Below are 13,447 nucleotides of genomic sequence, written 5' to 3'. Positions count from 1 at the left end.
ATTACTGATTATTTAGTTTTGATTTTATGAAGCACCAGATTTTGAATTTCGATTAATTCCTTAAATTTCATGATTCGAGAAAATAAAAAATAGAGCGCCAGACTTATCGTCACTCCTGTGATTAATTGAATTAAAGGAATATTAAAAAACCCGGAAATAAGAAACCCTGTGCCTGATGCAAGAACGCTTGCCGAAAAATAAGGTAAGAGATCTTTTAATTGATCGAAAGCAGAGTATCGAATGTACTTTTTAGTATAATAGGTGTTGATAAAGAACCCCATACAAGATACGATTACATAACCGATACTCATCCAGATTAGTCCAAATTGATAGGTCGCCAGAATAGCCAGAATAATTAATATGTTTTTTATCAATTCCAGCTTTAAAAATAGATCTGATCTTCCTTTTGCATTCAGAAAATTAAGATTGATGTATTGGAGCGGATGAAAAATGATTTCTATGGATAATATTTGTAGTAAGACTACTGTAGGTAACCATTTATTAGTGAGTAATACCAAGATAATAGGTTTAGCATAGAATAGAAGCATCATTATAATAGGAAATAAGACAAAGGCTGTGAGTTTTACACTTCGTTCCAGCAGGTTTTTTACTTTATGATCCTCATCAATTACTTTTACCAGAACGGGAAATGTTACACTCTGTAAAATAGACGTTATTAAGGTGGCCGGAATTTGTTTAAATAATGTAGCTCTTGTAAAATAGCCAAGCTCTTCTGCTTTGTATATTTTACCTATAATAATAAGATAGATATTCTTAAAAAACGTTTTAAGTAACTCTGAGAGCATAAGCTTAGATCCAAACCCAAAAAGAGACGTAAAAGATTTTTTATTAAAGATAAAATCCGGCTTCCACTGATTGAGCATCCAGTATAAGATAGCCATTGTCATACTCCGCACTATCGATTGATATACTAATGCCCATACTCCATAATTATGCAAAGCCAGATATATACCCACACCTCCACCGATTATTGCAGAGGTAATATTAATGATAGCAAGTGTCTTAAAGTCAATCTTGGTCGTGATAAAAGCTTTATGTACAATGGTAGTAGAAACAATGATAACATTAAGACCAATCACCTTTATGATATTTGTTAATACGTTGGTTTCATAGAAATTAGCAATACTATCTGCGCATACAAATAGTAAACCATACAGAAAACACCCTACTATAATATTGAAAAAAAATATGGTAGAGTAATCTGTTTGGTTTACGTCTTTTTTTTGAACAAGGGCAGTAAAAAAACCACTATCGACTATTGATTGAGAAATAGCAATAAAAATTGCAATCATTCCGATAAGTCCATAATCTTCGGGCATAAGTATTCTGGCTAATACAATCCCTAGAATAAATTGTACAAGCATTGTCGAGAATTTATCAATGCTGCTCCAGACTAACCCAATGGTTGTTTTTTTTTGTAAAATACTCACAAATAGATACGTTAGTTTTAAAAAAAAAGTCTACAATCAAAAGTTGTTCAATACTTTTTGTTATGAATACACCTGAGTTGCTTTTTTTAGTGTATTTAGCAATGGATGGTATTCTCCTCGAACAGGTGTTTTTTCTGCATTTCTTATATCGTGAACTACCTGAATGGATGGTTTTGCATCAATTAACCCAAAACCATTTCCTTTTAGAATCTCCCGATAACTCTTGGTATGTAACTCAGTGAAACCTGAACTAAACTCAATTTCTTCTCCATCGATCATTACAGATCTATACGTTCTTTGATTTTTTAATTTAATGGCTTCTGGGATGTGATTGTTATCAATTGATAGAAACCATCTTACTTTTGCATTTTCTAATTCGAGGTATCCAGAAGAACACGTAAGATCATGTTTGTGCACAATATTTTCTGTTACTCCACCAAATATCCAGATAAGCATATCAAAAAAATGGATACCTATGTTGGTAGCCACTCCTCCGGATTTAGCAATCTCACCTTTCCAGGAGTTATTATACCAGTTACCTCTGGAAGCAATATAGGTAAGGTCAATATCATATATTTTATCTTTTGGTCCGTTTGCTACCTTGTTTTTAAGAGCAATAATACTATCGTGTAATCGCAGTTGTAACACGGTATTAACTTTGGCATTGCATTCACGCTCTATCTCTATAAGAGGTTGTATATTCCAGGGGTTTAGTACAAGTGGCTTTTCACATATAGCATCGGCACCTCTTCTCAGTGCCATTCTTATATGAGCATCGTGTAGATAGTTTGGAGTACAGATACTAACATAATCTAAAATAATACCTTTTCTTCTTTTTAATTTTTCTAAATGCCTGTCAAAGCGTTCAAACTCTACGAAGAAGTCGGTATTAGGGAAGTAACTATCTAATACGCCTACACTATCAAATTTGTCAAGAGCTGCCAGAAGATTATTGTCAGTCTCTTTAATCGCTTTAAGATGTTTAGGAGCAACATACCCTGCAGCTCCGATCAATGCAAAATTTTTTTGAGTCATTTTTTGATGTTTTTTAACATTAATTAATGGTTGTACTAGAATTGGGGAGAGGTATGTAGTAATTAGATCTTTTCGGGTACTTGTTCCCTGGTAACTTGATTATGCTCCAGCCTATATACTTGATTACTTTCTGGGCACGTAGCCAAATGATTGTCATTAAATTTTAATCGGTGTCCATATTCGCTCATCCATCCTATCTGTTGCGATGGATTCCCGACCACCAGTGCATAGGGTTTTATGTTTTTTGTTACTACAGCACCAGCTCCAATAAATGCATACTCACCAATATTATTGCCGCATACAATAGTTGCATTAGCACCGATGGTAGCTCCTTTACCTACATATGTTTCACTATACAAGCCTCTTCTGTTCACTCCGCTTCGTGGATTAATAACATTTGTAAAAACACAAGAAGGACCTAGAAAAACATCATCAGCACAAGTAACACCAGTGTATACAGATACATTGTTCTGTATTTTTACATTATTACCAAGAACCACTTTGGGAGCAATAACAACGTTTTGACCAATATTACAATGCTGACCTATGACAGCGTTATTCATAATATGTGAAAAATGCCATATTTTAGTATGATCACCTATATGGGATCCCTGATCGATTACTGATGATTCGTGTGCAAAATAGTTTTGTTTCATATAAAATAAATATTTTTATTCGTTTATAACCAGAATATTACAGAGGTAGAGTGTTGCAAATGATTCGCATTTCCTGGTGTGTTTTCATCTATAGAGAACTTACCTAAAGTTTGAAAATTTAGCCATAAATAGGTTCCCAGTTTTATGTTTAAGCCTATCCCTATATTCAAGGTTTCATTGATAGTAGCATTAAAAAAATTACCACCCCATCCTCCTACTATATAGAGTGCAAACTTTGCATGTCTTGCATCCTCCAGATAGTTCGAAAAATAATTTTTGACCATTACATCAACAGCGAAGTAGTTTACTTTCTCTTGATTTACAACACTATTTATTACTTTACCTCTCGTAAAACTGTTCATCGAAAAAGAGATTTCTACTCCAAAATCATATTCAAATCTTTTTTCGATAGTAGCTTTTAATAGTCTAGAGATGTTCCAGTTTTCTTTTATGTTTAGTAATTCATCAAAACGACTCCCTGAGTTATCTACAATATTAACACCGATGCCTAGTGACCAGGGATCACTTTCTTGCCCACTACTTATCAGCATACCAGTACATAAAAAAACCAGAGTTACTACTTTTTTCAAAATCATATTCAGACATCCTCTATATTCAATTTTTAAGCGTATTCATTCGGTTGGTCTTCTATTTTGCGATAGACCTAAATAGATATTTATGTGGCGTAATTAAATAAAGAACTTTTAGAGTTTTAGTGATCAACTTTATTTTTAAAATTAAACGATGATACTACAAGTTACCAAGTGCCCTTTATGAAACTTGTAACTTAGTTGAATGTAAATTTAACGGAATTTTCCCTTACCTAGTTACCGTTTAACCACAAAAAAGGTAATTTAAAAACATAATACACTATTGATTTTAAGGATATTGTGATTATAACTAAGTATTGCGGTGCTTTTTTTATAAATTTTAATTCTATGTTTATTTGATTATTTTCTTACTTATTGTCATGGTAAAATTACGGTTTAGAAGTAAAAATATTGTTGGAATTTTTCCAACGAAAAATGGAATAATTCCAAATAAAGAAGGTAATTTTGTACTAGGTTCTTTTTGAGAGGATCTCAGGTCAGTAATTAGGTTTAAAAATAGTCAGTGATGAGGAATAGAAGTTATGAATATGATGTAGCTCTTTCTTTTGCAGGAGAGAACAGGGCATATGTTGAGGAAGTCGCAAATAGTCTACAACTCAAAGGAATTAATGTGTTTTATGACTTATTTGAAGAGGCGAATCTATGGGGTAAAAACCTATACGAATATTTATCAGAAATATACCAGAACAAGGCACAATATACGGTGCTATTTATATCTGGTTTTTATAATAAAAAATTATGGACAAATCATGAGAGGGTTTCGATGCAAGCGCGAGCATTTCAGGAAAGTAGGGAGTATATACTGCCTGCCAGATTTGATGATACAGAAATCCCCGGAGTTCTTAGAACAATCGGTTATATAAATCTTCAATATAAGACTCCAGAAGAATTAGCCATCTTGATTGAGAAGAAGTTGAGTAAAGATCAGACATTTCTAAAAAACCGATGGTCGAAACTCTCTACAATGATTAATCCAAAACCATTTATCTTTACCATTAAGGTGTTGGATGAAAAAGGAGCCTTGGTCAGACATGCCAAGGTAGTCCTGGTGGCAAATAACTCTACATACTTAGAAGGGTTTTCTGATGAAAAAGGATTGGTTCATTTTGTGATGAGAACCAGAAAATTATATTCTGTTCTCATTGCACATTCAGAATATCCTGCAGTACTTTTTCATAATATAAACCCAAAAGAAGATATAGAAGTAGTTATCAAAAAAATACCGGATTCAGGTTCTGTAGTCATTAATAAATTTGGTCAGATACCCGGGATTTTAGGGAAAATAGAACCAGTAATGACTCCTGCTAAGAAATTAGAACTGAATGCGGATAATATAGCGATAGAAGGAGGAAAAGACCAACCATATACTTTTGAGTTGAATACCCCCATTGCGTTAGAAGACAATGAAGGAAAGATTCGATATCTTACTTTTAGGTATTTTAAAGGTAGAATCGCATTAATTGATTTTTGTAAAAATATATCATTATAAGGATTTAGGAAACAATCATTCTTATAGAAGTCGTTTAAGCTTTTTTGATTCTGGTGAAGAGTAGTTATTTTTTGATCAATTAAAGGGTGTTTTTTTGCACTCCAGAGCAGCGCTTTTAGTAAGAAAAAACCGGAAATTGAGTGAAAAGAGCATTTTTATAGAAAATAGAAAAATTCAAGATGAGTTCTAAGTGTAAACCACTTCATAATGAACTTATCTTGAATGATGTTTTGATTTGAAAAATTTACTTTTTGTACGCCGATCGTCTGTGTTTACAGGTTGCTGTGGCAAAAAAGCTAAACTTTTTTCATCAGAAACGACTGTATAAAATGAGGTCAACAAAAAAGACTTTTAGTTTACTTAATTTTTTGTGGAGTATAGTTAATGATGGTTTTTAAAAAGTAAAGAGTCTTCTTTGTGTGTTTAACAGATTGATTATCTTATGGCTAAAGGTTTTTTTGGTGTAAATAAGTGATTTTAAATAAAAAATAAAATTCACTATTTTCAGGGTTTTACTACACTCAAAAATACCTTACATTTATGATAAACTAAAATCAATCCATATGAGATTATCGTATATTCTCTATCTATCCTTATTTTCGATATTGTTTTTTTCTTGTAAGAAGAAAGATCCTAAAGAGATTGCAGAGGCAAATGCTTCAGAACTAAATAAGTATCAGGAATATATCTCTGATGTTTCTACAGGCGTAATTTCGGTTCTGGATAATGTCTATGTGGTTTTACAAACACCGGTAAGTGACTGGGATGATAATCAGGAACTATCCGGTAAAATACTTTCAGTTTCTCCTAAAGTAAAAGGAAAAGTAATTGCAGTCAATAATAGAACCATTTCTTTTCAACCAGAAATAGGTTTTGAGCAAGACACAGATTACAAATTTACTTTAAATCTGAAAGATTTAGTTGTAGATTTAAAAGGAGAATTGGATAATGAGTTTGTTTTTAGTTTAAAAACAGTAAAACAACAATTTTCTGTGCTTACAGATAATCTTCAGTCATACAGTAAGGATTGGCAATATATTGATGGTACAATTACCGCAAGTGATCGGCTGAATTTTGATACAGCAAAACAATTAATAACTGCTACGCAGGAAGGAAAAACTGTAGCGGTAAAACTTGAAGCGCCTCTTTCCGACGGAAATCAATTTAGTTTTAGAATTGATAGTATTCAGCGTTTTGAAGAAGATTCTGAACTAGAAATTAAATGGTCCGGAAAATCTTTTGATATTGACACAGAAGGCAAAAATTCATTTAGTATTCCTGGAAAAAATAATTTTTCTGTGATTAGTGTTTCTGTATCTAATTTTGAGAATCAATATGTAGAAATAAATTTTTCTGATCCACTTAAGAAAAACCAAAATTTTGAAGGATTGGTAACTATTGGAGATGTAAAAAATCTAAAATATACAGTGGTTGGAAATGATTTAAAAGTATATCCAAAAGAAGAATTAAAAGGAACATTAGAAGTTACTGTTTTTGAAGGAATCAAGAGTATTGATAGTTATAAACTTAAAAATACATATACAGAGAAGATATCCTTTCAGCAGCCAAAACCAGAAGTAAAACTGTTACAAAGCGGCGTGATTTTACCTACTTCAGAAAACTTAAAATTTAATTTTGAAGCGATCAATCTTCGGGCTGTAGAAGTTCAGGTAGTTAAGATATTTGAAAATAATATACTTCAGTTTTTACAAAGTAATAATCTTAATGGTTCGGCTAATTTAAGAAATGTAGCAAGACCAGCTGCAAAGAAACTTATTAACTTACAAGAGAATACATCTTTGAATCTGAGTAAATGGAACGCATTTGCTGTGGACCTAAAAGAATTGATATCTCCGGATCCAGGCGCTATTTATAGAGTTGAGTTAAAATACAGAAAAGCATATTCATTATATAAATGTGAAGGAACGGCAACCAATACGATTGCGATTAATGAGCTAACAGAAGATTATGATACAGAAGAGGAATCTAGTTTCTGGGATAGTACACAATATTACTATGAAGATTATTATGATTATGACTGGAACCAAAGAGAGAACCCTTGCAGCAATTCATATTTTAGAGATAAGAAATTGGCAGCAAATGTGTTAGCCTCTAATCTGGGAGTTGTTGTCAAAAAAGGATTAAACAATACCTATACGATTGCGGTTAATGATATTATGACTACAAATCCTCTTAGTAATGTAAGGATTACTTTCTATAATTACCAGCAACAAGAGATAGGTGCTGTCACTACGGATGCAGAAGGGATGACAGGTTTTGATGCAGATAAACAAGCATATTTTGCGATAGCTACCTCGGGAAAACAACAGACATATGTAAAATTGAATGATGGTAATGCCTTGTCTGTAAGTAAATTTGATGTCTCCGGAGTACGATTACAAAAAGGAATCAAAGGATATATATATGGCGAAAGAGGAGTTTGGAGACCAGGAGATACCTTGTTTTTGTCTTTTATGCTAAATGATAATGCTAATAAATTACCAGAGGGTCATCCTGTAAAGTTTGAATTAAAAGATCCTTATGGAAAAGTTACACATCAAGAGATTAAAACAGAAGGAACAGGTAATTTTTATAATTTTGAAGTAAACACACATGAGGAGGTACCAACAGGAAACTGGCAAGCCAAAATTAGTGTTGGAGGGGCGAGCTTTAGCAAATCATTAAAAATCGAGACGATCAAACCGAATCGTCTCAAAATCAAAACATCTTTTGATGATGAAATATTAGGAACTCAAAAAAGTATTACCGGAAATCTCGAAGTTTTATGGCTTCACGGAGCTATTGCAAAAAACCTTAAGACTGATATTAATGTACGTTTTAATGCCAAAAAAACTAGTTTTAAGACATATCCCGGATATATTTTTGATGACCCTTCAAGAAAATTTAACGCTGAAGCACAAGAAGTATTTCAGGGAAAAATTTCTGGAGAAGGTAAAGTCAATTTTTCCATGAAGCCAAAGTTGGAAAGTAAGGCAGCCGGAATGTTGCGGGCTTCTTTTATTACTAAAGTATATGAAAATGGAGGAGATTTTAGCACAGATGTCATCTCCAAAGATTTTTCACCTTATGATACCTATGTAGGAATAAATGTTCCCAAAGGGGATAAAACCCGTGGAATGTTACTGACAGATACGAAGCATACTTTCGAAATAATCTCGGTAGATCAGAAAGGAAAACCTAAAGCTGTTAAGGATTTAGAAGTATATGTGTACAAAGTAAACTGGAGATGGTGGTGGGATACATCAGAAGATAATTTATCTTCTTATAACCGGAGTTCTTATAGGAACGAAGTCTTTAAAACTAAAGTTTCTACCAATGCAAAAGGAGAAGCTAAGTTTGATTTTGAATTAAAATATCCCGAATGGGGAAGATATCTGGTAAGAGTGATCGATCCTGATGGAGGTCATGCTACAGGAAAAACTATGTATATCGATTGGCCGGGCTGGGCCGGCAGAGCAAATAAAAATGACCCATCTGCGGCTACGATGTTGGTGTTCTCTACAGATAAAAAAACATACAATGTAGGCGATAAAGCAACGATAACTTTTCCGTCGGGAGAAGGAAGCAGAGCATTAGTAACTGTAGAAAATGGTACTGAAGTATTATCATCTCTCTGGATTACTCCACAAAAAGGAGAGACTAAATTCGAATTGCCAATCGATGAATTATATACCCCCAATGTATACATTAATATTACCTTGCTACAACCGCACGGGTCCTCTGCAAATGATTTACCAATTCGATTGTATGGGGTGGTTCCTATTTCTGTAGAAAATCCATCAACCAGGATCAATCCAAAAATATCCATGCCTGATGAATTAAGACCAGAAGAAACTATTGATATCAAAATCAATGAGGAGCAAGGAAAACCTATGACGTATTCTATCGCTATTGTGGATGAAGGCTTGTTAGATCTAACACGTTTTAAGACCCCTGATCCCTGGAGTACATTTTATGCCAGAGAAGCACTAGGTGTAAAAACATGGGATGTGTATGATGACGTTATCGGAGCGTATGGCGGAAGTATAAATCAAATTTTTAGTATTGGTGGTGATGCAGAAGCGGGAGGTAGTAAATCCAAAAAAGCCAATCGTTTTAAACCCATGGTGATCTATAAAGGACCTTTTGAGCTCAAAAAGGGTGAAACCAAATCACACTCCATTAAAATACCAAAATATGTAGGATCTGTCAGAACCATGGTGATTGCCTCTGATGTTACTAATGCAGCCTACGGGAACACGGAGAAAACGACACCCGTAAGAAAACCATTAATGGTCTTAACATCTATACCCAGAAAGATTACTCCAGGAGAAAAAGTAACAATTCCTGTTACAGTTTTTGCTATGGAAAATAAGGTGAAAAATGTAAATGTACGCTTAAAACCAAACAAAGGATTTATTGTTATAGGAGAAGCAAGTAAAAAACTCTCTTTCTCTCAACCAGACGAAAAAATGGTATATTTTGATATCGAAGTGCTGGAAGGTGCTTCTATTACCAATATTGAAGTTGTCGCCAGCGGAAATGGAGAAAAAGCTTCCTATGCTGTTCCTATTGATATTGTGAATCCCAATCCTATGACCACAGAGGTGAGTTCTATCATTTTGGAACCTAATAGTGAGCAGGAAATAGATTTTGCTGCGTTTGGGATCGATGGTAGTAATAGTGTGACGATTGAGTTTTCATCGTTGCCACCTATGAATTTTGAAAGTAGACTAAAATATTTAATTCGATATCCTCATGGATGTTTAGAACAAACGACATCTTCTGCCTTTCCGCAATTGTATTTGGGAGAAGTATTTAATCTGTCATCAGAGAGAAAAAAGGAAATACAGTATAATATTGAAGCAGCTATCAATAGGTTGAAACGGTTTATCCAGCCTACTGGCGGGATGTCGTATTGGCCTGGGTACGCTAGTTCAAATGATTGGGGGACTACCTATGCAGGACATTTTTTGTTAGAAGCAAACAAACAGGGATATGTCTTGCCAATTGGATTTAAGAGCAATTGGATTAAGTATCAGCAACAGCAAGCAAAACGATGGAGAAATGGTTCAAATCATCTCGCACAGGCCTATAGATTATACACATTGGCATTAGCCGGTAGTCCGGATTTATCCTCTATGAATAGATTAAGAGAAACATCTGGTCTTACAAATGATGCAAGACTGAGGTTGGCAGCGGCCTATGGGCTTGTTGGACAAAAGAACGCTTCTGATAAATTATTAGGAAGCGCTACGATTGATTTTCAATCTGGGAAAAGAGACTATTATACCTATGGGTCTATCAATAGAAATCGTTCTATGGCATTAGAGACATTGGTTTTATTGGATCAAAAAGAAAAAGCTCAGAAAGTAGCTACAGTATTGGCAAAAGAATTATCTGCAAAGAATTGGATGAGTACTCAAACTACATCATATGCATTAATTGCAATGGCTGCATATGCAACCTATGTCGGAGGAAAAGGGGTTCAGGTACGTTATGAACTCAACGGTATATCTTCAAACATTAATATAGATAAGACAATTGCATCTTCCGGAGAAATATCTATTCTTAAAAACAACAAATTAAAGCTAAAAAACAATAAAGGTAATACCGTTTTTATACAATTAGCAACAAGTGGAATTTTACCTGTAGGAGAAGAAAAAGTAATCCAAAGCAACCTGAAAGCTATTGTAGATTATAAAAATAGAGATGGTAACATTATAGATGTAATCAAATTATCACAAGGAACTGATTTTGTAGCCGAAGTAACTATAACAAATACAACAGGGAATAAAGTAAAAGATATTGCACTGACCGAAATTTTTCCTTCAGGCTGGGAAATCGTAAATACCCGATTTACTGATTTTGGGTCTTTTAAGGCTAATAAGGTGACCTATACAGATATCAGGGATGATAGAACAAATTTTTACTTTGATTTAAAATCACGAGAGAGTAAGACAATTACTATTTTACTGAATGCATCCTATTTAGGAAAATATTATTTACCGGGGATCCAATGTGAGGCCATGTATGATAATGACTATTCGGTACGTACTAAAGGGAAATGGATCGATGTGATTAAATAATTGTTGATATAGAAAAACTTTTTAAGCTGTTGAATAATTGTATTAGCAGATATCTTTATTTGAGAATTGAATTGTATAATCTGGTATTTGTAAACTTAATACATACTATATTAAGCAAGAATAAAACTCAAATGATACGTGGCATAACTTCTTCTTTTTTCTTGAAAACGCAATTATTGAGCTGTTGCCCGGAAATGGAATTAAAAAGAGTTTTTTTATAGCGAATTAAAAAAAGTTTTAATCACGTCATTTTATAAAAAGAGTTTTAGTGTCTATTTATTATATATTCTTTTCTCAGAAATCAAACCTAAGAGATATATTTGGTGTAAAACCTAATGATATCACATCAAATTCAGACGCGATTGATCTATTTTCTCTATTTAGAATAGTACCTCTTCTATCTAATACATTTTTTTTGTCATATAGATTAATAATAGAAAGTGCGGCTTTTCCTCTCCATTTGCTATCCTTTGCAAGGGTAAACCTATAAGAAGCAGAGAAATCCATCCGATGATATGGATCCAGGCGTTTGCTGTTAACATCTCCAAATAATAAAGGATGGGAGCCATTAGAAGTTTGATCTGTTATTCCTTCCAAAGGAGAGTAGGGTTTTCCAGTTCTGATATTCCATCCTAATGAAAATTCAAAATTCCCCAAAAGATATGAATGAATCCAGGAAATATTATGAGTAATATCCAGAGAACCTGAGAAAGGTTGTTTTTCTTTAAAATCATCAAAACGAAATGTTTGATCGATATAAGAATATGATAACCACGTATTGTAACGACCAATCCTTTTTTTTATCAATAGGTCAATACCAAAAGTATCAGAGCTTCCAAAACCTATAATATTGTTGTCACCAACGGCATTTGATGCATCATCAATACCATATTTTTTTTTATAATATCCTTCAAACTCAATAAGCCAGTTTTTCTGATTCCAGGAAAAACTTGTGCTAATCTGATCACTTTTCAGAATGGGATCAAAGAGTTCAGGTGATCTTAATCTCCAAAATCTGAAATCTACTAAAAAAAGTGGAGATGGAATATCAAACCGTTGATCGATGACCTGATGTTTTCGTTCTGCAAAAATGTTGGTGGTTATGTTCTTATTGATAAGAAATGTAAGACCTGCCCTTGGTTCAAAATAAAATCGATTATATATAGAAAAATAATTTGCCTTTCCTCCTAAGCTTAAAGATATGGTATTAGATATTTTAAAAAGATCTTCGAGATAAGGTGCATGTGTAACATTCTTAACTGTAAAACCGAAGCTGGAGCCAGAATTTTCATCTTCTGGAGAAAGGGAAATAGGGACTTGAAAACTATCTTGTATGGTTGCTTCAGAAAAATTATATCCTAAAGTAAGTGTATGTTTTTTATGTAGCTGCCAATCCAGATGTATCGATGTTCCAAAATCTACGAGATTACCTATCAGATCGAATTTTTCAATTAATTCGGGAGTTTTGCCACTAGTGTCAAAATTTGAATTTCTATATTCTTGTGTTACATTAGTATAATATCCAGAAGCGGTTATTGAAAAATTTGTCCCCCAGTTTTTAGCCCAATTGATACCTAACCCAATATTCTGGTTCTCTAAAATATCTTCTTCTGTCGAACTAAAATCTGAAAGAGAATCATCCTCATTCAAATAAATTTTATTGTCAGATTCACCTTGATGCCAAAATCCACTTATGGTCAGTTTACTGGAAGCACTTAAATCTGTGATTATTTTTGTTGTATAATCTTGATATTGTGGATTGTTATTTTCGGTAACAGCTACATCTGTTCCAAATAGGCCTTCTGCTGTAAAACCCCAAAATCGATGACCCAATATTCTTTTTGAATACATTTCTTCGGTTGGCGTGTCCAGGATATCAATATACGATCTTCTGCCAGAAAGGATCAAGCCTGTTTTTCTCCCCAGAGGAATCTCAGTATATATATCAGCATGTGTGAAGTTGCTACCAATACCGATACCGATATCTCTGGGAATACTATTTTTTGATGTGATATCAATCACTCCCCCAACTCTGCTATCATATTGTAAAGCTGCAAAGCTGCGAGATACTTTTACACTTTCTGTAACATATGGATTAAAAACAGAGAGTAAGTCA

At 33.6% G+C, this 13,447-nt stretch carries 7 protein-coding genes; 2 read left to right on the top strand and 5 right to left on the bottom strand.

Features of this window, described 5'->3' with window-relative positions:
• Nucleotides 1–8 precede the first annotated feature (8 nt).
• The 4 genes from F0000_RS17600 to F0000_RS17585 all read right to left on the bottom strand — a co-directional run bounded on the left by F0000_RS17600 (nt 9) and on the right by F0000_RS17585 (nt 3,738).
• Nucleotides 9–1,451 (bottom strand): lipopolysaccharide biosynthesis protein, encoded by a 1,443-nt coding sequence (locus F0000_RS17600; RefSeq protein WP_149626048.1) that lies wholly within the window; start codon nt 1,449–1,451, stop codon nt 9–11.
• Between the two features lie 60 nt (nt 1,452–1,511).
• On the bottom strand, nt 1,512–2,486 hold the full coding sequence (locus tag F0000_RS17595; RefSeq protein WP_149626047.1) for a Gfo/Idh/MocA family protein: 975 nt from the start codon (nt 2,484–2,486) through the stop codon (nt 1,512–1,514).
• Nucleotides 2,487–2,548: 62 nt separating this feature from the next.
• The gene (locus tag F0000_RS17590; protein ID WP_149626046.1) at nt 2,549–3,142 is read right to left on the bottom strand and encodes an acyltransferase; all 594 of its coding nucleotides are present in this window, start codon (nt 3,140–3,142) and stop codon (nt 2,549–2,551) included.
• A 23-nt stretch (nt 3,143–3,165) separates the two neighbouring features.
• Entirely contained in the window at nt 3,166–3,738 is a 573-nt protein-coding gene (locus tag F0000_RS17585; RefSeq protein ID WP_223148918.1) for a hypothetical protein, read from the bottom strand.
• 520 nt (nt 3,739–4,258) lie between these two features.
• On the opposite strand from F0000_RS17585, the gene F0000_RS17580 reads away from it, so the two are divergent.
• Nucleotides 4,259–5,242 (top strand): toll/interleukin-1 receptor domain-containing protein, encoded by a 984-nt coding sequence (locus F0000_RS17580; RefSeq protein ID WP_149626044.1) that lies wholly within the window; start codon nt 4,259–4,261, stop codon nt 5,240–5,242.
• Nucleotides 5,243–5,805: 563 nt separating this feature from the next.
• On the top strand, nt 5,806–11,331 hold the full coding sequence (locus F0000_RS17575; protein ID WP_149626043.1) for an alpha-2-macroglobulin: 5,526 nt from the start codon (nt 5,806–5,808) through the stop codon (nt 11,329–11,331).
• Between the two features lie 294 nt (nt 11,332–11,625).
• On the opposite strand, the gene F0000_RS27810 is transcribed toward F0000_RS17575, so the two are convergent.
• Nucleotides 11,626–13,447: TonB-dependent siderophore receptor (locus F0000_RS27810; protein ID WP_188112165.1), on the bottom strand; the 1,822-nt coding region annotated here is incomplete at its 5' end.

It is taken from the genome of Aquimarina sp. RZ0 (assembly GCF_008370685.1).
Lineage (GTDB): Bacteria > Bacteroidota > Bacteroidia > Flavobacteriales > Flavobacteriaceae > Aquimarina.
This window is presented reverse-complemented; position numbering and strand designations above follow the sequence as displayed.